The 19,337-nt window shown below is 71.4% G+C and carries 17 protein-coding genes and 2 pseudogenes; 12 read left to right on the top strand and 7 right to left on the bottom strand.

Features of this window, described 5'->3' with window-relative positions; genetic code table 11:
• Window positions 1–170: 170 nt before the first annotated feature.
• From SSOG_RS08945 to SSOG_RS08935, 4 genes and pseudogenes are all read right to left on the bottom strand, one after another.
• Entirely contained in the window at window positions 171–2,567 is a 2,397-nt protein-coding gene (locus SSOG_RS08945; protein WP_039940840.1) for a Tex family protein, read from the bottom strand.
• Between the two features lie 118 nt (window positions 2,568–2,685).
• Entirely contained in the window at window positions 2,686–2,829 is a 144-nt protein-coding gene (locus SSOG_RS53405; protein WP_167542478.1) for an LPFR motif small protein, read from the bottom strand.
• A gap of 189 nt (window positions 2,830–3,018) precedes the next feature.
• On the bottom strand, window positions 3,019–3,882 hold the full coding sequence (locus tag SSOG_RS08940; RefSeq protein WP_009713890.1) for an SCO6745 family protein: 864 nt from the start codon (window positions 3,880–3,882) through the stop codon (window positions 3,019–3,021).
• A gap of 80 nt (window positions 3,883–3,962) precedes the next feature.
• Window positions 3,963–4,723, bottom strand: a pseudogene (locus SSOG_RS08935) (enoyl-CoA hydratase/isomerase family protein).
• Between the two features lie 245 nt (window positions 4,724–4,968).
• On the opposite strand from SSOG_RS08935, the gene SSOG_RS08930 reads away from it, so the two are divergent.
• On the top strand, window positions 4,969–5,541 hold the full coding sequence (locus SSOG_RS08930) for an ATP-binding protein (protein ID WP_009713888.1): 573 nt from the start codon (window positions 4,969–4,971) through the stop codon (window positions 5,539–5,541).
• Here the strand turns inward: SSOG_RS08930 and idi are convergent.
• The 3 genes from idi to galE form a co-directional block, all read right to left on the bottom strand.
• On the bottom strand, window positions 5,474–6,088 hold the full coding sequence (gene idi, locus SSOG_RS08925; RefSeq protein WP_009713887.1) for an isopentenyl-diphosphate Delta-isomerase: 615 nt from the start codon (window positions 6,086–6,088) through the stop codon (window positions 5,474–5,476). The two genes, SSOG_RS08930 and idi, sit on opposite strands and share 68 nt — an antisense overlap.
• Window positions 6,089–6,143: 55 nt before the next feature.
• On the bottom strand, window positions 6,144–7,055 hold the full coding sequence (locus SSOG_RS08920) for a cation diffusion facilitator family transporter (RefSeq protein WP_009713886.1): 912 nt from the start codon (window positions 7,053–7,055) through the stop codon (window positions 6,144–6,146).
• Window positions 7,056–7,165: 110 nt separating this feature from the next.
• Window positions 7,166–8,152, bottom strand: coding sequence for a UDP-glucose 4-epimerase GalE (gene galE, locus SSOG_RS08915; protein ID WP_009713885.1), 987 nt, complete (start codon window positions 8,150–8,152; stop codon window positions 7,166–7,168).
• Between the two features lie 269 nt (window positions 8,153–8,421).
• On the opposite strand from galE, the pseudogene SSOG_RS08910 reads away from it, so the two are divergent.
• The 11 genes and pseudogenes from SSOG_RS08910 to SSOG_RS08860 all read left to right on the top strand — a co-directional run.
• Window positions 8,422–10,324, top strand: a pseudogene (locus SSOG_RS08910) (DUF5941 domain-containing protein).
• Window positions 10,321–11,058, top strand: coding sequence for a phosphocholine cytidylyltransferase family protein (locus tag SSOG_RS08905; protein WP_009713883.1), 738 nt, complete (start codon window positions 10,321–10,323; stop codon window positions 11,056–11,058). Before SSOG_RS08910 ends, SSOG_RS08905 begins: the two are co-directional and overlap by 4 nt.
• Window positions 11,046–12,119, top strand: coding sequence for an iron-containing alcohol dehydrogenase family protein (locus SSOG_RS08900; protein WP_009713882.1), 1,074 nt, complete (start codon window positions 11,046–11,048; stop codon window positions 12,117–12,119). The genes SSOG_RS08905 and SSOG_RS08900 overlap by 13 nt, the downstream gene beginning before the upstream one ends.
• Window positions 12,085–12,876 carry a CDP-alcohol phosphatidyltransferase family protein gene (locus SSOG_RS08895; RefSeq protein ID WP_078510269.1) on the top strand — a complete coding sequence of 264 codons (792 nt, stop codon included), beginning with the start codon at window positions 12,085–12,087 and terminating at the stop codon, window positions 12,874–12,876. The genes SSOG_RS08900 and SSOG_RS08895 overlap by 35 nt, the downstream gene beginning before the upstream one ends.
• A gap of 11 nt (window positions 12,877–12,887) precedes the next feature.
• Window positions 12,888–13,760, top strand: a complete 873-nt coding sequence (locus SSOG_RS08890) for a glycosyltransferase family 2 protein (protein ID WP_039940836.1) — start codon at window positions 12,888–12,890, stop codon at window positions 13,758–13,760.
• Between the two features lie 79 nt (window positions 13,761–13,839).
• Window positions 13,840–14,775 (top strand): ABC transporter permease, encoded by a 936-nt coding sequence (locus SSOG_RS08885; protein ID WP_009713879.1) that lies wholly within the window; start codon window positions 13,840–13,842, stop codon window positions 14,773–14,775.
• Window positions 14,768–15,574, top strand: coding sequence for an ABC transporter ATP-binding protein (locus SSOG_RS08880; protein WP_009713878.1), 807 nt, complete (start codon window positions 14,768–14,770; stop codon window positions 15,572–15,574). Before SSOG_RS08885 ends, SSOG_RS08880 begins: the two co-directional genes overlap by 8 nt.
• A gap of 474 nt (window positions 15,575–16,048) precedes the next feature.
• Window positions 16,049–16,789 carry a TetR/AcrR family transcriptional regulator gene (locus SSOG_RS08875; protein ID WP_039936968.1) on the top strand — a complete coding sequence of 247 codons (741 nt, stop codon included), beginning with the start codon at window positions 16,049–16,051 and terminating at the stop codon, window positions 16,787–16,789.
• Between the two features lie 412 nt (window positions 16,790–17,201).
• Entirely contained in the window at window positions 17,202–18,071 is an 870-nt protein-coding gene (hpnC, locus tag SSOG_RS08870) for a squalene synthase HpnC (RefSeq protein ID WP_009713876.1), read from the top strand.
• The gene (gene hpnD, locus SSOG_RS08865; protein WP_009713875.1) at window positions 18,068–19,018 is read left to right on the top strand and encodes a presqualene diphosphate synthase HpnD; all 951 of its coding nucleotides are present in this window, start codon (window positions 18,068–18,070) and stop codon (window positions 19,016–19,018) included. Before hpnC ends, hpnD begins: the two co-directional genes overlap by 4 nt.
• A 55-nt stretch (window positions 19,019–19,073) precedes the next feature.
• A partial coding sequence (locus SSOG_RS08860; RefSeq protein ID WP_039936966.1) for an FAD-dependent oxidoreductase occupies window positions 19,074–19,337 on the top strand: 264 nt, incomplete at its 3' end.

Genomic DNA, 19,337 nt, shown 5'->3' with positions numbered 1-19,337 from the left:
CCGGGGCGGAGCCCCGGTATCGGGAAGGGGCGGGGTGGGGAACAACCCACCCAGCACGTCCGGCGTTCGAGGGCCGGGGTCCGGGGCGGAGCCCGCCGCGCGGCGGAGCCGCATATCGGATGCTGCGGGAAGGCGGGGTTGGGATAATTCCCGGGCGCCCACCACAACGGCTACCGCCGCTTCGGATCCACCAGCCCGGCCCGCCGCAACGCATCCGCCATCGCCCCATTGGCCGGAGCGGCATCACGCCCGCCACCCCCACCACGCTGACCGCCCCGCGAACCGCCGCCGCCGCCACCGCCACCACGGCCGCCGCCACCCTGGCGCTGCTTGGGGGCGGAACGGCGTCCGCCACCACCCTGCTCGGAGGAGCGGCCACCGCCACCACCGGCGGCCTCGTCGTCCAGCCGCAGCGTCAGCGAGATCCGCTTCCGCGGAATGTCCACGTCCAGGACCTTCACCCGCACGATGTCACCCGGCTTCACCACATCCCGCGGGTCCTTGACGAACGTCTTGGACATCGCGGAGACGTGCACCAGCCCATCCTGGTGCACCCCGACGTCCACGAACGCCCCGAACGCGGCCACGTTCGTGACGACGCCCTCAAGGATCATCCCGGACGCCAGGTCGCCGATCTTCTCGACGCCTTCCTTGAAGGTGGCGGTCTTGAAGGCGGGGCGCGGGTCACGGCCCGGCTTCTCCAGCTCCTTCAGGATGTCGGTGACGGTCGGCAGACCGAAGGCGTCGTCCACGAAGTCGTCCGCCCGAAGCGACCGCAGCGTGGCCGTGTTGCCGATGAGCGTGGCCACATCACCGCCCGCGGAGGCGACCATGCGGCGCACCACCGGGTAGGCCTCGGGGTGGACGCTGGAGGCGTCCAGCGGGTCGTCGCCGCCGCGGATGCGGAGGAAGCCCGCGCACTGCTCGTACGCCTTGGGGCCGAGCCGGGCCACGTCCTTGAGGGCCTTGCGGCTCCGGAAGGGCCCGTTGGTGTCGCGGTGGGCGACGATGTTCTCCGCGAGCCCGGCGCCGATGCCCGAAACCCGGCTGAGGAGCGGCGCGGAGGCGGTGTTGACGTCCACCCCGACGCCGTTCACACAGTCCTCGACCACGGCGTCGAGCGAGCGCGACAGCTTCACCTCGGACAGATCGTGCTGGTACTGGCCGACCCCGATCGACTTGGGGTCGATCTTGACCAGCTCGGCCAGCGGGTCCTGGAGGCGCCGCGCGATCGACACCGCGCCGCGGAGCGAGACGTCGAGGTCCGGCAGCTCCTGGGAGGCGAAGGCGGAGGCGGAGTACACGGAGGCGCCCGCCTCCGAAACCATCACCTTGGTCAGCTTCAGCTCCGGGTGGTTGGCGCACAGGTCGCCCGCGAGCTTGTCGGTCTCCCGGGAGGCCGTGCCGTTGCCGATGGCGATCAGATCGACGTCGTGCTCGCGGGCCAGCTTGGCGAGCCGCTCCAGCGACTCCTTCCACTGGTTCCTGGGCACGTGCGGATAGATCGTGTCGGTCGCGGCCACCTTGCCGGTCGCGTCGACGACGGCCACCTTCACGCCGGTGCGGAAGCCGGGGTCGAGACCCATCGTGGCGCGCGTGCCCGCCGGGGCGGCGAGCAGCAGATCGCGGAGGTTGGCGGCGAAGACGCGCACGGCCTCGTCCTCGGCGGCCTGCCGCAGCCGCAGCCGCAGATCGATGCCGAGGTGGACCAGGACGCGGGTGCGCCAGGCCCATCGCACGGTGTCGGCCAGCCACTTGTCGGCCGGGCGGCCGCGGTCGGTGATGTCGAAGCGGTGCGCGATGGACCGCTCGTACGAGGTGGGGCCGGGGTCCTCGGTCGGCTCCTCCGGCTCCAGGGTGAGGTCCAGGACCTCTTCCTTCTCACCGCGGAACATCGCCAGCACCCGGTGCGAGGGCAGTTCGGTGAAGGGCTCGGCGAAGTCGAAGTAGTCGGCGAACTTGGCGCCCGCCTCCTCCTTGCCGTCCCGCACCTTGGTGGCGACCCGGCCGCGCTCCCACATGCGCTCGCGCAGCTCACCGATGAGGTCGGCGTCCTCCCCGAAGCGCTCGGTGAGGATCGCCCGCGCGCCCTCCAGCGCGGCGGCCGGGTCCGCGACGCCCTTCTCGGCGTCCACGAACGCGGCGGCGGCCGCCGTGGGCTCCACGGTCGGGTCGCCGAGCAGCCCGTCGGCGAGCGGTTCGAGACCGGCCTCGCGGGCGATCTGCGCCTTCGTACGGCGCTTCGGCTTGAAGGGGAGGTAGATGTCCTCCAGCCGGGCCTTGGAGTCGGCGGCGAGGATCTGTGCCTCCAGCGCCTCGTCCAGCTTCCCCTGCGACCGCACCGATTCGAGGATCGCGGCGCGCCGCTCCTCCAGTTCCCGCAGATAGCGCAGCCGCTCCTCCAGGGAGCGCAGCTGCGCATCGTCGAGCATCTCCGTCGCTTCCTTGCGGTAGCGCGCGATGAACGGCACGGTAGAGCCGCCGTCGAGCAGCTCGACGGCGGCCTTGACCTGCCGTTCCCGTACGCCGAGTTCTTCGGCGATCCTGCCTTCGATGGACGTCGTCACGATCACGCTCCGCTTTCGGTCTGCACTGCATCTGCATTGTGGCAGGTGGCACTGACGAAGCGGTCACGGACGACGTGTTCGGCGGGTGTCGGAGAACATTCCCGGGGGCGTACGGGGCTCAGATGTGCCTGCGGCGGCGTGCGCCGCCCGCCGTGTCGGCGGCCCCGCCGAACAGCCGGGCAATGGCACGGAACGGAAGCGTCACCACCGTGGCGATCGCGGATCCGATGGCACGGAGCACATCGGCGATAGCTCGCAGCACTTCAGACCTCCCATCGGGTCGGGAGCGGGTCGACAGCCGCCGCCGGGCGCCGCACGTACGCGGAGCACGGGCACTCGCCGGCGTGCGCGGCGCGCGGTTGGGCGCCCGATGAAAAGGGCGGCCGATCGCTCAACAGGCGGGTATCCCGCCCCGCCGCGCGCAAACCCGCCCCGATCCCGAGGGGGAGTGTCAGTTCTTGCTCCGGAGGTCCGCCGGGAAGGCGCCCGCCTCCATGGCCCGCGTCGTGAACGCCCCGGCCAGCTCCGTCAGCCGGGCCACGCCCGCCGCGCCCAGGTGCTCGTACGGGGCGGCGTCCAGGCGGTCCGTCTCGTCCTCCACGGACTCGCGCAGGGCGACACCGGCCTCGGTCAGCTCGCCCGCCTCGTCCAGCAGCCCGCGTGTCCGCAGCCGGTCCTGTCCGGCGGCCAGCTCCTCGGCCGTCCAGCCACGGGTGGCCAGGAGCCACTTCGGGGACATGCCCTTGCCGGTCGCCGTGTGGCTGACCAGGGCCTCCACCGCGTCGAGCCCGGCGGCGGTGAGGGCCATCAGATGGGTGTCGCCGCGGTGCTCGCGCAGCAGGGTGGCGGCGTGCCACAGGGCCAGGTGCGGGGCCTCGGGCACGGGGAGGTCGGCGTGGGCGGCGTACAGGGGGCGCGCGGAGCGGGAACACGCCTCGGTGGCGCGCAGCGCCAGCTCGGCCGTCTCGGCCAGCTCCTTCGAGGCCAGCGCGTCGTCCCCGAGCAGCCGCCGCAGCACGGAGTCGGCCGCCCGCAGCCGGGCGGCCAGGGCGTCCTCGGGGGAGACCACGTCCCAGGCGCGCGGGATGTGGCGGGCTACCAGGTCGTGCTTGAAGTTGTAGAAGGTCGCGGTGACGGTTCCCGCGCCCACCCGGCCGAACGCCGCCGCACGGCCCACGAAGTAGACGGCCCCGCGCTCCTCCAGGCCCAGTGCGGCCAGTTCGTTGGCGTAGTCCGGGGCGAAGTAGACGGTGGAGTGCAGCGGATTGACGACGGAGTGGCAGCGCCGTACGGCGCGCTCGGGAAGTGTGGTCATGGAGCGCACGCTACCGGCTGGTAGGGAGAGTCGGCAGCCGGGTCCGGCAGTCCGTGGCCGGGTGGCCGGTTCCGGTGCGGTCAGGCGACCGGCGGGGTCCATCCGAAGCGCGGCGCCCGGCGCCCCAGGAAGGCGGCGATCCCCTCCCCGGCCTCACCGCTGACAACGAAACCTGCTCCTGCCAGTACGCGATCCGCTCCGCGTCGGCGGGCCCGGCCGCGAACTCCTTGGCCGCCGCCTGCGTGAGCTGCGACCGGGACACCAGTACCCGCGTGAACTCCGCGACCCGCTTGTCCAGCTCGCCCGTCGGCAGTACCTCGTCGACCAGACCGGTGCGCAGCGCCCGTTCGGTGCCGATCAGCTCGCCCGAGAACAGCAGGTATTTGGTGCCGGCGGGCCCGATCAGCTCCACCAGCCGCCGGGTGGACCCGGGGGCGTAGACGATGCCGAGCTTGGCCGGGGTGACCCCGAAGAGCGCGCCCTCCTCCGCGAACCGCAGATCGCAGGCGGCGGCCAGCTGGCAGCCGCCGCCCACGCAGTAGCCGCGCACCGCGGCCAGCGTCGGCTTGGGGAAGGCCGCGAGGGCCTCCTCGGCGGGCAGCGCGAGGCCCGTCGACCGCTCGTACGTCGCGCTGAGCGAGCCGATGTCGGCGCCCGCGCAGAAGGTGTCCCCGTGGCCGGTGAGCACGAGCGCCCGTACGGCGGGGTCGGCGGCGAGCCGGTCGAGCAGCGGGGGCAGCGCGCTCCACATGGCGGGGGTCAGCGCGTTGCGCTTGGCGGGATTGTGGATGACGACGGTCGCTATGCCGTCCGTGACGTCGTGCCGCAGGCAGGGCTCCATGCGGCGGATCGTATCCGGGCCGCCGGGCCGATCACCGCTCGGCGGCTTCCGGCCGGGGTCGAGCCATAGGCACCAGGGGGCGTCATTCAGACGGGCAGGAACAGTCGAGCGAGTGACCCTGGCATACGCCAACGAACAAAAGCGGTCGATAGGCGTTAAGTTGTGCTCAGTTCACCGATCCGTACCAGACCATTCCCAACACTCGACCCGAGAGGTCGAGCCGTGGCGATGGGTGGGTGTCGGGCATGGAGATCGTCGGGAGAGTCCCCTCCGAACCGGGGCACGCCCCGCCGCGCGGACCGGCGGTCGGCGAGGGGGTGTGGCGGTTCACCGCACCGGCCCTGGAGTCCTCCGTACCGCAGGCCCGGCACGCGGTGCGCGATCTGCTGGCCCATCAGGGGGTGTCCGGGCAGGGCGATCTGGTGCCCAATCTGCTGCTGATCGTCTCCGAGCTGGTCACCAACGCGGTGCGGCACGCGGCGCTGCTCTCCCCGCAGATCGGGGTCGAGGTGTCGATCGGCCGGGGCTGGGTGCGGGTCGCCGTCGAGGACAACCATCCGTACCGGCCCAGACCCCTGGAGCTGGAGGCGGATCAGGGGCGGACCGGCGGCCGCGGACTGCTGCTGGTGCAGGCGATCGCGGAGGAGTCCGGCGGGCGGTACGACGTCGATCACACGGCGAGCGGCGGCAAGACGGTCTGGGCGGCCCTGCCGCTGACCTCCGCCGCCCCCGTACCCGACGGCGGGCCGCTCACCAGCCTGCGGCCGCCCCGGTCAGCTCCCGGATCGCCGGCCGGGCCGCGTCCAGCACGGTCATGAACCACGCCGAGAACGGGCCCTCGGCGCGCAGCTTCGCCAGCTCGTCCGGCGTGACGAAGGCCGTCTCGCCGATCTCCTGCGGATCCGGCCGCGGCGTCTCCTTCAGCAGCCCGACGAACAGGTGGTTGTACTCCTGCTCGACCAGCCCCGAGGCCGGGTCCGGGTGGTTGTAGCGGACCGTGCCCGCCTCGCCGAGCAGCGCGGGCGCGATGCCCAGCTCCTCGCCGGTGCGGCGGGCCGCGGCCACGAACGGCGGTTCGCCGGGGTACGGATGGCCGCAGCAGGTGTTCGACCAGACGCCGGGGGAGTGGTACTTGCCCAGGGCGCGGCGCTGGAGCAGCAGCCGCCCCCGCTCGTCGAAGAGGAAGACCGAGAACGCCCGGTGCAGCTGCCCGGGCGCCAGATGCGCCGCGAGCTTCTCCGCGGTGCCGATCGTGGTGCCGGCCTCATCGACCAGTTCGAGCATGATCGATTCCGTCGAGCCGTTCGGCGCGGGGGACGCGGCGGCGGTCTCGGCGGAGGGGCCGCTTGCGGGTGTGATCGGCATGACCGTCCTCATAGTTCCGACTTTGGCCCCCAAGTCTGCCGCACCCATGCACGTGTCACTGGCACAGCCGGGCTTCGTGATCAGCATGTCCACCCGGTTCCAGCTGAAACGTGCAGTGTGCGACGTCGAAATGCTCCCCCAGACACCCCTGGAGATCGTGCAGCAGCCGCTCATGACCCACCGCGTCGAGCACCGGCCGCCCGACCACCACATGTGCGGAGAGCACCGGCATCCCGGAGGTGATGGTCCACACATGAAGGTCGTGCAGCCCCTCCACACCGGGCAGCGCGAGGATGTGGGCGCGCACCGCGGCCATGTCGACGTCCCGCGGCGCCGCCTCCAGGAGGACGTTCAGCGTCTCCCGGAGCAGGGTGTACGTACGCGGCACGATCATGAGCGCGATCCCGAGCGAGGCGATCGGATCGGCCGCCTGCCACCCCGTGGCCACGATGATCCCGGCCGACACCAGCACCGCGACCGACCCCAGGGCGTCCGCCAGCACCTCCAGGAACGCGCCCCGCACGTTCAGGCTCTCCCGCTGCCCGCCCCGCAGCAGGGCCAGCGACACCAGGTTCGCGGCCAGCCCGACCGCGCCGAAGACGATCACCAGGCCGCCCCGGGTGGCGGCGGGTTCGAGGAAGCGCACCACCGCCTCGTAGAGGATGTAGCCGCCGACCCCGAACAGCAGCAGACAGTTCCCGAGCGCCGCCAGGATCTCGGCGCGTGCGTATCCATACGTACGCCGCGGGCTGGGCGGGCGCCCCGCGAAGTGGATCGCCAGCAGCGACATGGCCAGGCCGAGCGCGTCGGTCGCCATGTGCCCGGCGTCCGCGAGCAGCGCGAGCGAATCGGCGAGCAGCCCGCCGACGATCTCCACGACCATCACGGTGACGGTGATGACGAGCGCGATCCGCAACCGCCACCGATGCCCGGTGCCCGCGGTGCGGTGGTCATGACCTGCGCCCATGTCGGTACGGCCCTCCTGCCCGGGACGGCCCCCGTCCCCAGTGAACTACGCGGGGGCCGCGCCCCGGGCAGGGATACCGCCGTCCGGTCGAGCCGCGCTGGGGCGCGGATTCAGCTCTGGCGTGCCTCGGGGTGGCGGAGGCACCAGCCCTCCCAGGCGGACTCCACCATCGCGCGCACATCGTGCCGGGCGCTCCAGCCCAGTTCCTTGGCGATCAGGTCGGTCGATCCGACGACCCGGGCCGGGTCGCCCGGACGGCGGGGCTCGACCACGGGGGCGGGCTCGCGGCGGCCGGTGACCTCGGCGATCAAGTCGGCCATCTCGCGCACCGAGACGCCCTGACCGGTGCCGATGTTCACCGTCAGATCGCCCGCGCCCGGCCGCGCGGCCAGCCGGCGGGCCACGGCGAGGTGGGCGGAGGCCAGGTCCTCGACGTGGATGTAGTCACGGATGCAGGTGCCGTCCGGGGTCGGATAGTCATCACCGAAGATCCTCGGAGCCTCCCCATGTGTGATCCGCTCGAACATCATGGGGATGATGTTGAAAACCCCGGTGTCGGACAGCTCGGGCCGCGTGGCACCCGCCACATTGAAGTAGCGCAGACAGGCCGTCGAGATCGAATGCGCCGCCCCCACGGCCCTGACCAGCCATTCTCCGGCGAGCTTGGTCTCTCCGTACGGGTTCATCGGGACACACGGGGTGTCCTCGGTGACCAGTTCCACATCCGGCATGCCGTAGACGGCGGCGGAGGAGGAGAAGAGGAAACTGCCGATCCCGGCGGCGGCCACGGCCTCCAGCAGCACGGTGAGGCCGTGCACATTCTCCCGGTAGTACCGCAGCGGCTGCTCGACCGACTCCCCGACCTGCTTCTTCGCCGCCAGATGCACCACGCCGGTGATGTTCAGCTCGGCGAACGTACGGTCCAGCAGCTCACGGTCCAGCGTGGAGCCGCGCACGAGCGGAACGTCCTCGGGCAGCCGCTCGGGGATTCCGCTGGAGATGTCGTCGAGGACGGCCACCCGCTCGCCGGCCCGGGCCATCGCCCGCACGACATGCGACCCGATATATCCGGCACCACCTGTGATCAGCCACGTCATGACGGCACCCTATCCACAGGTCAGGGCGGCGCCCGTTTGTCGAGGGGACACGCCATCCACCATGATGATCGGCGGCGCGGGAAGCGGTCGTTCCCCCGATCGTGTGGTGAATGTGCGGTGAACGGTCGCTTCCATCGATCCGATAGCCTCTGCCGACATGCCGCCCGCCCCACCCGGGACCGGGATGCGCGTTGCCCCCTGTTCCGAGGGCTTCAGGCCTGTGCCAGAGCGGCGCGGCCACCATGTCAGCTGCCAAGGAGTGAGTTCGTCTGTCGACCGCGATTCTCACCGGTGCCCCGGTCGCCGGCTCGTCTCTCCAGGACGACCTGCGGTCGCTGGGTTTCGACGTGCGCACGGCGATCGACGCGGCCGGGGTGGCGACGGAGCTGGCCGCCGTCCCGCCGCGTGAGCGGGTGGCCCTCGTCGACCACCGTTTCGTCGGCCACGGCCACGCCCTCCGGCTGGCGCTGACCGACCCCCGCTTCCCCGCCGCCGCCGTGACCGGCGCGCTGACGGCGCAGCCGGAGGCGCGGGCCGCGCTGGCCCGCGCGGTCACGGCCGCCGCGGCGGCCCCCGGCGCCGCCGGGCAGGCCGAGCGCGCGCCGTCGCCCGCGGGCGCCGCCGGGTCGGTGGCGACGGTCGGCAGCGCTGAGGAGACGGCCGAGGAAACGGCGGAGGCCCGTACGCCCTCCCTCGTGGACGACATCGCGGCCGCCCTCGACGCCGAAGGCGCCACCCCCCACCGTCCCGAGCTGGGTGTGCTGGTCGCCACCGTGCCCGCGGACGAGGAGCGCCGGGCGGCGGCGCTGGCGGAGACCGCCGCGGTGGACGAGGAGAAGGTGCGGCTGCGCACCGCCGTGAAGGCGCGGGACGGTTTCTTCACGACCTTCTGCATCAGCCCCTACTCCCGCTACATCCCCCGCTGGTGCGCCCGTCGGCGGGCTGGAGCCCAATCAGGTCACCACCGCCTCCCTCCTCACCGCCCTCATCGCCGCGGGCTGCGCCGCGACCGGCACCCGGCCCGGGTTCGTCGCGGCCGGGGTGCTGCTGATCGCCTCGTTCGTCCTCGACTGCACCGACGGCCAGCTGGCCCGCTACTCGCTCCAGTACTCCACGCTCGGCGCCTGGCTGGACGCGACGTTCGACCGGGCCAAGGAGTACGCGTACTACGCGGGCCTCGCCCTCGGGGCGGCCAACGCCGACGGCGACGACGTATGGGCGCTCGCGCTGGGCGCGATGGTGCTCCAGACCTGCCGCCACGTCGTGGACTTCTCCTTCAACGAGGCCAACCACGACGCCACCGGCAACAGCAGCCCCACCGCCGCCCTCTCCGACCGCCTCAACAGCGTCGGCTGGACGGTCTGGGTGCGGCGCATGATCGTGCTGCCGATCGGCGAGCGCTGGGCGATGATCGCCGTGCTGACCGCGCTCACCACGCCCCGCATCACCTTCTACGTCCTGCTCATAGGCTGTGCGCTGGCCGCCTGCTACACCACCGCCGGGCGCGTGCTGCGCTCGCTCACCCGCAAGGCGCGGCGCACCGACCGGGCCGCGCAGGCCCTCGCCGACCTCGCGGACTCCGGCCCGCTGGCGGAGCTGGGTGCCAAGGTGGCGCCGCGCAAGCCAAGCCGTTTTCTGGCGCCCTGCCTCGCGCTCTGCGGCGCCGTCATGATGGTCACTGCCGCGGACACGTTCGCCTTCGGCTCATGGCAGCTCGTCCTGCTGGCCGCCTTCTACGCGACCTGCGCGGACCGTGCCGTGGCCGCGCCCCTCAAGGGCGCGCTCGACTGGCTGGTGCCGCCCCTCTTCCGCGCCGCGGAGTACGGCACCGTCCTCGTCCTCGCCGCCCGCTCGGAGGTGAACGGGGCGTTGCCTGCGGCTTTCGGGCTGGTGGCGGCCGTCGCCTACCATCACTACGACACGGTGTACCGCATCCGCGGCGGCACCGGGGCGCCGCCGCACTGGCTGGTGCGGGCGATCGGCGGGCACGAGGGGCGGATCCTGGTGGTCACGGCCGCCGCCGCCCTGCTGCACGACCGGAATCAAGGTTTCACCATCGCGCTGACCGCGCTCGCCGTGGTCATCGCGGTGACGGTGCTCATCGAGAGCATCCGCTTCTGGGTGTCCTCCGGGGCCCCCGCAGTACACGACGAAACAGGAGAACCCGCATGATCGGCCTCGTGCTGGCGGCCGGCGCCGGACGGCGTCTGCGCCCCTACACCGACACCCTCCCCAAGGCCCTGGTGCCGGTCGACGGTGAGACCACCGTCCTCGACCTGACCCTCGGCAACTTCGCGGAGGTCGGCCTGACCGAGGTCGCGATCGTGGTCGGCTACCGCAAGGAAGCGGTGTACGAGCGCAAGGAGGCCCTGGAGCAGAAGTACGGCCTCAAGCTCACCCTGATCGACAACGACAAGGCCGAGGAGTGGAACAACGCCTACTCCCTGTGGTGCGCCCGTGACGCGATCAAGCACACCGTGATCCTCGCCAACGGCGACACCGTGCACCCGGTCTCCGTCGAGAAGACCCTGCTCGCCGCCCGCGGCAACGGCCAGAAGATCATCCTCGCCCTCGACACGGTGAAGCAGCTCGCCGACGAGGAGATGAAGGTCGTCGCGGACCCGGCCAAGGGCGTCCAGAAGATCACCAAGCTCATGGACCCGGCCGAGGCCACCGGTGAGTACATCGGCGTCACCCTCATCGAGGGCGAGGCCGCCGCCGACCTCGCCGACGCGCTGAAGACCACCTTCGAGCGCGACCCCGACCTCTACTACGAGGACGGCTACCAGGAGCTGGTCAACCGCGGCTTCAAGGTCGACGTCGCCCCGATCGGCGACATCAAGTGGGTCGAGATCGACAACCATGACGACCTGGCGAAGGGCCGTGACATCGCGTGCCAGTACTGACGAGGCTCATCCCCTCGCCGCTCGTCGTCGACATCCGCGCGGGCGCCCTGGACGACCTGGCGGACGTCCTGGCCGACCAGCGGATCTCGTCCTCCGGCAAGCTCGCCGTCGCGATCAGCGGCGGCTCCGGGGCCGTGCTGCGCGAGCGGCTGGCCCCGGCGCTGCCCGGCGCGAGCTGGTACGAGGTGGGCGGCGGCACCCTCGATGACGCGATCAAGCTCGCCGACCGGATGAAGTCCGGCCACTACGACGCGGTCGTGGGACTCGGCGGTGGCAAGATCATCGACTGTGCGAAGTTCGCTGCGGCGCGCATCGGCCTCCCGCTGGTCGCCGTCGCCACGAACCTCTCGCACGACGGTCTGTGCTCACCGGTCGCGACCCTCGACAACGACGCGGGCCGCGGCTCGTACGGGGTGCCGAACCCGATCGCCGTGGTCATCGACCTCGACGTGATCCGCGAGGCCCCGGTCCGGTTCGTCCGCTCCGGCATCGGCGACGCGCTCTCCAACATCTCCGCGGTCGCGGACTGGGAGCTGTCCGCCCGCGAGACGGGCGAGCAGATCGACGGACTCGCGGCCGCCATGGCACGCCAGGCGGGCGAGGCCGTGCTGCGCCACCCCGGTGGCGTCGGCGACGACGGCTTCCTCCAGGTGCTGGCCGAGGGCCTGGTCCTCACCGGCATCTCGATGTCGGTCGCGGGCGACTCCCGTCCGGCGTCCGGTGCCTGCCACGAGATCAACCACGCCTTCGACCTCATGTTCCCCAAGCGCGCGGCGAGCCACGGCGAGCAGTGCGGTCTCGGCGGGGCGTTCGCGATGTACCTGCGCGGGGAGCACGAGCAGTCGGCGTTCATGGCCGAAGTGCTGCACCGGCACGGTCTTCCGGTGCTGCCCGAGGAGATCGGCTTCACCGTGGACGAGTTCGTCCAGGTCGTGGAGTACGCGCCGAAGACCCGCCCCGGGCGCTACACGATCCTCGAGCACCTCGACCTCTCCTCCGACGCGATCAGGGACGCATACGCCGACTATGCCAAAGCAGTCAGTCAAGCCATCAGTGGCTGAACTCCGCCCGGTCGTTCACCCCGCGGGGGTGAAGGACCGGCGGAGCGGTGAGCACTGGGCCGGGCGCCTGTACATGCGGGAGATCTCGCTGCGCTGCGACCGGCACCTGGTGAACACGCGGGTCACGCCCAACCAGCTGACGTATCTGATGACCGTCTTCGGCGTCCTCGCCGCCCCGGCCCTGCTGGTGCCGGGGATCGCGGGCGCCGTGCTCGGCGTGCTGATGGTCCAGCTCTACCTGCTGCTGGACTGCGTCGACGGTGAGATAGCCCGCTGGAAGAAGCAGTTCTCGCTGGGCGGTGTGTATCTGGACCGCGTCGGCGCGTACTTGTGCGACGCCGCGGTGCTCGTCGGCTTCGGTCTGCGCGCCGCCGACCTGTGGGGCTCCGGGCGGATCGACTGGCTGTGGGCGTTCCTCGGCACCCTCGCCGCGCTCGGTGCCGTCCTGATCAAGGCCGAGACCGACCTCGTCGGGGTCGCCCGGCACCAGGGCGGTCTTCCCCCGGTCAAGGAGGCGGCCTCCGAACCGCGCTCCTCCGGTATGGCGCTGGCCCGCAAGGCGGCCGCGGCGCTCCAGTTCCACCGGCTGATCCTCGGGATCGAGGCGTCGCTGCTCGTCCTGGCGCTGGCGGTCGTGGACCAGGTGCGCGGCGACCTGTTCTTCACCCGGCTGGGTGTGGCCGTACTGGCCGGTATCGCCCTTCTGCAAACCCTGCTTCACCTGGTGTCCATCCTCGCGTCGAGCAGGCTCAAGTGACGGGCGGCACGATGAAGGTCGGAGCGGTTGTCCTCACGATGGGCAACCGCCCCGAGGAGCTGCGCGCACTGCTCGACTCGGTCGCCAAGCAGGACGGCGACCCGATCGAGGTGGTGGTCGTCGGCAACGGCTCGCCGCTTCCGGCGCTGCCCGAGTCCGTACGGACCATCGAGCTGCCCGAGAACGTGGGCATCCCGGCGGGGCGCAACGTCGGCATCGAGGCGTTCGGACCGGGCGGCCGCGACGTCGACGTCCTGCTGTTCCTGGACGACGACGGGCTGCTGCCGGGCACCGACACGGCCGAGCTGTGCCGGGAGGCGTTCGCCGCCGACCCGGAGCTGGGCATCATCTCGTTCCGCATCGCCGACCCCGATACGGGCGTCACGCAGCGCCGCCATGTGCCCCGGCTGCGCGCCGCCGACCCGATGCGGTCCTCGCGGGTCACCACCTTCCTCGGTGGTGCCAACGCGGTCCGCACCGAGGTCTTCGAGCAGGTCGGAGGGTTGCCGGACGACTTCTTCTACGCCCATGAGGAGACCGATCTGGCCTGGCGGGCACTGGATGCCGGGTGGATGATCGACTACCGGTCGGACATGGTGCTGCACCACCCGACCACCGCGCCCAGCAGGCACGCGGTCTACCACCGCATGGTCGCGCGCAACCGGGTCTGGCTGGCCCGGCGAAACCTTCCGGCCCTGCTCGTACCCGTGTATCTGGGGGTCTGGCTGCTGCTCACACTGGCCAGGCGTCCCTCGAAGACCGCGCTTCGTGCCTGGTTGGGCGGGTTCCGCGAAGGCTGGAAGACCCCTTGTGGTCCACGGCGGCCCATGAAGTGGCGTACGGTATGGCGCCTGACCCGACTGGGCCGGCCTCCTGTCATCTGACAAGCTCGTATCAGATACGCATCGAGCGCGACCGGGGCGCGGCCCCGCTCAGCGCACCCTGAAGACGAAAGTGTCAACTGTGAGCGAGACTACGCACGACAGTGCGGTCGCCGTGAGTGCTCCGCCCTCACCCGACGACGGCCTGTCCCCGGCCGAGCTGGCGAAGAAGTACGGGCTGTCGGTGAGCGGCGCCCGGGTGGGCCTCGGCGAGTACATCCGCCAGATGTGGGGCCGGCGTCACTTCATCCTGGCCTTTTCGCAGGCCAAGCTCACTGCGCAGTACAGCCAGGCCAAGCTGGGTCAGCTGTGGCAGGTGGCGACACCGCTGCTGAACGCGCTGGTGTACTACCTCATCTTCGGGCTGCTGCTGAGCACCAGCCGCGGGATGTCGCATGAGGTGTTCATTCCGTTCCTCGTGACGGGTGTCTTCGTCTTCACCTTCACGCAGAACTCGGTGCTCGCCGGTGTGCGGTCCATCTCGGGCAATCTCGGCCTGGTCAGGGCCCTGCACTTCCCGCGCGCCTCGCTGCCGATCTCGTTCTCGCTCCAGCAGCTCCAGCAGCTGCTGTTCTCGATGATCGTGCTGGTCATCATCATGGTCTCCTTCGGCAGCTACCCCGGTCTGTCGTGGCTGCTGGTGATCCCGGCGCTGGCGCTCCAGTTCGTGTTCAACACCGGCCTCGCGCTCATCGTCGCCCGGATGGGGGCGAAGACGCCGGACCTCGCGCAGCTGATGCCGTTCCTCCTGCGGACGTGGATGTACGCGTCCGGGGTCATGTTCAGCATCCCGAACATGCTGGCGGAGAAGAACGTGCCCGGGTGGGTCACCGACGTCCTTCAGTGGAACCCGGCGGCCGTCTACATGGACCTCATCCGGTATGCGCTGATCGACGGATACGGCGCGTCGAACCTGCCGGACCACGTCTGGGCCTTCGCGCTCGGCTGGGCCGTCCTGATCGGCTCGGCGGGCTTCGTGTATTTCTGGAAGGCGGAGGAGCAGTACGGCCGTGGCTGAACAGACACTCGAGACCATCGAGCCGACCGCGCCCGCCGGGGCGCGCGTGCCCACCGTCATCGCCGACGACGTCCACATCGTCTACCGCGTCAACGGCGGGCCCAAGGGCCGTGGCAGCGCCACGGCCGCCCTGAGCCGCATTCTGCGCCGCAAGGGCAGCCCCGGGATGCGCGAGGTGCACGCCGTGCGCGGCGTGACCTTCGTCGCGTACAAGGGCGAGTCCATCGGCCTGATCGGCTCCAACGGCTCCGGCAAGTCGACCCTCCTGAAGGCCGTGGCGGGCCTCCTGCCCACCGAGCGCGGCAGCGTCTACACCGACGGTCAGCCGTCGCTGCTCGGCGTCAACGCGGCCCTGATGAACGACCTCACCGGTGAGCGGAACGTCATACTGGGCGGTCTGGCCATGGGGATGTCGCGCGAGCAGGTCCGCGAGCGATATGCGGACATCGTGGACTTCTCGGGCATCAACGAGAAGGGTGACTTCATCACCCTCCCGATGCGCACCTACTCCTCCGGTATGGCGGCCCGGCTCCGCTTCTCCATCGCGGCGGCCAAGGACCATGACGTCCTGATGATCGACGAGGCCCTGGCCACCGGTGACCGGAAGTTCCAGAAGCGCTCCGAGGCCCGCATCCGCGAGCTGCGCAAGGACGCCGGAACGGTCTTCCTCGTCAGCCACAACAACAAGTCCATCCGGGACACCTGCGACCGGGTGCTGTGGCTGGAGAAGGGTGAGCTGCTGATGGACGGTCCGACGGACGAGGTCATCAAGGCGTACGAGAAGGAGACCGGCAAGTAGCCGAAACCCGCCGGGGGCCGGGGCCGCGAGGCGGTTCCGGCCCTTCGTCGTGCACCCGACCTGTGGAAAAGCTCACGCACTGTCACCCCGCCCCACTAAGGTGGTGGTCAGAAATTCATCGGGCTTACGGGGGGTGACACATGCGACCGCTGCCGGGGATTGACCACCGCGGGCGAAGCGGAAGCTGTATTCCGCATCTGGCGAGGGACGTGGTGAACACACGTCCACCAAGGGCAATTTCGCCCCTCTGCCGGGGCGCGGCCGGGCCGTCCGGGGCGTCCCGGGACACGGCGGCAGGCCGCCGACCGGCCGTCCCTCGGTTCCGGCCGCGGTCGCGCGGTCTCCCGATGGGCCGCCGCCGGACCGTGAGTGACGCAGAGGTACCGCCGCTGCGGCTGTTCACTAAACGGAGGCGCTGTATCGTGTGCGTGTACGCCGGGTTGCCGAGCGGCGGGGTATGAGGGAGGGGGACGCGTGTCGCCAGGGGAAGCGCACGTCGCACCGTACTCACGGCGCGAGCGGTTGCGCATTGCGACCATCCGCGAGATCAAGGACGTCGCCCGGACGCTCCTGGTTCAGGAGGGCCCGGAGAATGTGACCATCCGGGCCATCGCGCGTGAGATGGGCATGACCGCGCCGGCCGTCTATCGCTACTTCAGCAGCCGGGACGCGCTGATCCTTCAGCTGCGGGTGGACATCTTCGCGGAAATGGCCCGCTATATGCGCGGGGTCATCGGGCAGCTCCCCGAGGGCGAGCCCGGCCGCAGACTGATCGGCGGCGCCCGGGCGCTGCGCGTCTGGGCCATCAAGCACCCGCATGAGTTCGGGCTCATCCTCGGACCCTGGGCCCCTGGCCTCGGGCGCGAGGAGACCAAGCCGGAGCGCACCATGGGCTGGGTCTTCGGGTCGGTCTTCTCCGATCTGGTCTCCGATCTGTGGCGGGTGCGGGGCTTCCCCGCGCCCGAGGAGGGCGAGTTGGAACCGGCGCTCGCCCGTCAGCTCGGGGCGCTCAGCGAGGACCAGGGCGTCGACATGCCGCCCGGTGCCATCGCCGTCATGCTGCGCTGCTGGGCGCGGCTGTACGGGGTGATCTCCATGGAGGCGCTGGGGCACATGTCGTTCGGGCTGTCGGAGGGGAAGTCGTTCTTCGAGTTCGAGCTGCGCGACCTGTGCACCATGCTCGACATCACCGAGTTCTACGACGAGGCCGCCTGACCCCGCCTCCGGGCAGGGCCGGGCCGCCGTGCAGGGTACGGGGTCGCTCCGAGGTGTGGCCCCGTACGTGTGTGCGTCGGGGAGCGTAAGCTGTACCAATGCCCAACCGGATCATGTCGGACCTGTGCGGCTGTCACCTGTTCGGGGGTGCCCGGCCGGACGCCGTTGACGCCTCGGCGCGGCGTGTCCGGATCGTGCCGACCCTGGTAACCGGTGTAGAACGGGGGATGTGACGGCATTGGCTCCACGGCCCATCTCCAGTACGCCCACGGGCCCCGGTCACCGGGATCCGCGCGGCGTCGTGGCCCTCGCCCGTACGCCTGGCTGTCCACGGTGACCGCGGAGGACGAGCGCAGCGGGTCCTCCACCATGTCGGGCAGCCTGAACGGCGGACACGAAAGCCGCGCGCGCCGTGCTCGACAAGGCCGCGCACGAGAACTTCCCCGTGGCCCCCTTCTTCGTCCCCCGCGCCTGGCGCGCCGACCTCATGGCCGTCTACGGCTACGCCCGGCTCGTCGACGACATCGGCGACGGCGATCTGCCGCCCGGCGGCGCCGACGCCGAGCTGCTGGGCCTCGACCGGTCCCTCGCCGACGATCCGCTCGCGATGCTCGACGCCTTCGAGGCCGACCTCGACCGCGTCTTCGACACCGCCTCCGCCGCGCCGCCCCGCCATCCGCTGCTGCGCTCGCTGCGCCCCACCGTCCGCCGCAACGGCCTCACCCCGGGGCCCTTCCGCGGACTGATCGAGGCCAACCGGCAGGACCAGCGCGTCCGGCGGTACGCCACCTTCCAGGAGCTGCTGGACTACTGCGAGCTGTCCGCCAACCCGGTGGGGCGGCTCGTCCTCGGCATCACCGGCACCGTCACCCCCGAGCGGGTCCGCCGCTCCGACGCGATCTGCACCGCCCTCCAGATCATCGAGCATCTCCAGGACGTCGCGGAGGACCTTCGCAGGGACCGCGTCTACCTCCCGGCGGAGGACATGAAACGCTTCGGGGTGACCGAGGCCGACCTCGCCGCCCCGAAGGGTGGCGCATCGGTGTGTGCCCTGGTCGCGTACGAGGCGGAACGCGCCCGAGACCTGCTGAATGAAGGCACCCCCCTGGTGGGTAGCGTCCACGGCAGGCTCAAGGTGCTGCTCGCCGGATTCGTGGCCGGGGGGCGGGCCGCCCTGCGGGCGGTCGCGGCCGCGGGACATGACGTACTCCCTGGACCGCCCAGGCCCACCAAGCTCAGCCTGCTGCGCGAGGTGGGGGCGACACTGCGAAGAGAGGGGTGAGCCGGACCGTGGACGGATTTCCGCACGCGTCCGCGCCAGTGCTCGCGGCATACCGCTACTGCGAGGCCGTGACCGGGCACCAGGCCCGCAACTTCGCCTACGGCATCAAGCTGCTGCCCACCGAGAAGCGCCACGCCATGTCGGCGCTCTACGCCTTCTCGCGCCGCATCGACGACATCGGCGACGGCGCGCTGCCCGCGGACGCCAAGCGAGCCCGGCTCAACCAGACCCGCGCCCTGCTCGACCGGATCCGCGGCGGCGCGATCGAGGAGGACGACACCGACCCGGTGGCCGTCGCGCTCACCCACGCCGCCCGGCGGTTCCCGATCCCGCTCGGCGGGCTCGACGAGCTGATCGACGGCGTGCTGAAGGACGTGGCCGGGGAGACGTACGAGACCTGGGACGACCTCAAGGACTACTGCCGCTGTGTGGCGGGCGCCATCGGACGGCTCTCCCTCGGCGTGTTCGGCACCGTACCCGGCGCGCGCGATGCCTCCCGCGCCCCCGAATACGCCAATACGCTCGGCCTCGCCCTCCAGCTGACGAACATCCTGCGCGACGTCCGCGAGGACGCCGCGACCGGACGCGCCTATCTGCCCGCCGACGACCTCGCCAAGTTCGGCTGCACCACGGCCTTCCACTCCTCGGTCGCCCCGGCCGACGCCGACCTCACCGGGCTGGTGCAGTTCGAGGTCCGGCGCGCCCGGGCGCTCTTCGCCGAGGGATACCGGCTGCTGCCCATGCTGGACCGGCGCAGCGGGGCGTGCGTGGCCGCCATGGCGGGCATCTACCGCAGACTCCTGGAGCGCATCGCCCACGACCCCGCGGCCGTCCTGCGCGGCCGCGTTTCGCTGCCGGGCCACGAGAAGGCATACGTCGCGGTGCGCGGCCTCGCCGGGCTCGACACCCGCGCCGCCGTCCGCCGCGGAGCCGGAGGGATCCGGTGAGCCACGCAACCTCGCGGCCCGGCGCCGCGTCGTGTTCACCCGAGGGGGTGACCACATGACAGTCCGCACCGCACACTCCGCCGACCGGCCGGGCCCGGACCCGGCAGGCCGCCCCGAGGGGGCGGCCGCGCTTGTCATCGGCGGGGGGCTCGCCGGGACCACCGCGGCGCTCGCGCTCGCCGACGCCGGGATGCGCGTCACCCTGGTCGAAGGGCGCCCCCGGCTCGGCGGGCTCGCCTTCTCGTTCCGCCGCCCCTCACCGGCCGGTGAGCTGACCGTCGACAACGGCCAGCACGTGTACCTGCGCTGCTGCACCGCG

The sequence above is a fragment of the Streptomyces himastatinicus ATCC 53653 genome (assembly GCF_000158915.1).
Lineage (GTDB): Bacteria > Actinomycetota > Actinomycetes > Streptomycetales > Streptomycetaceae > Streptomyces > Streptomyces himastatinicus.
This window is presented reverse-complemented; position numbering and strand designations above follow the sequence as displayed.

Excerpts from the sequence above, each read along its gene's own strand:
- SSOG_RS08940 (WP_009713890.1), bottom strand. The coding sequence starts at position 3,882 with ATGACCACACTTCCCGAGCGCGCCGTACGGCGCTGCCACTCCGTCGTC.
- SSOG_RS08930 (WP_009713888.1), top strand. The coding sequence starts at position 4,969 with ATGGAGATCGTCGGGAGAGTCCCCTCCGAACCGGGGCACGCCCCGCCG.
- idi (WP_009713887.1), bottom strand. The coding sequence starts at position 6,088 with ATGCCGATCACACCCGCAAGCGGCCCCTCCGCCGAGACCGCCGCCGCG.
- SSOG_RS08920 (WP_009713886.1), bottom strand. The coding sequence starts at position 7,055 with ATGGGCGCAGGTCATGACCACCGCACCGCGGGCACCGGGCATCGGTGG.
- galE (WP_009713885.1), bottom strand. The coding sequence starts at position 8,152 with ATGACGTGGCTGATCACAGGTGGTGCCGGATATATCGGGTCGCATGTC.
- SSOG_RS08905 (WP_009713883.1), top strand. The coding sequence starts at position 10,321 with ATGATCGGCCTCGTGCTGGCGGCCGGCGCCGGACGGCGTCTGCGCCCC.
- SSOG_RS08895 (WP_078510269.1), top strand. The coding sequence starts at position 12,085 with ATGCCAAAGCAGTCAGTCAAGCCATCAGTGGCTGAACTCCGCCCGGTC.
- SSOG_RS08890 (WP_039940836.1), top strand. The coding sequence starts at position 12,888 with ATGAAGGTCGGAGCGGTTGTCCTCACGATGGGCAACCGCCCCGAGGAG.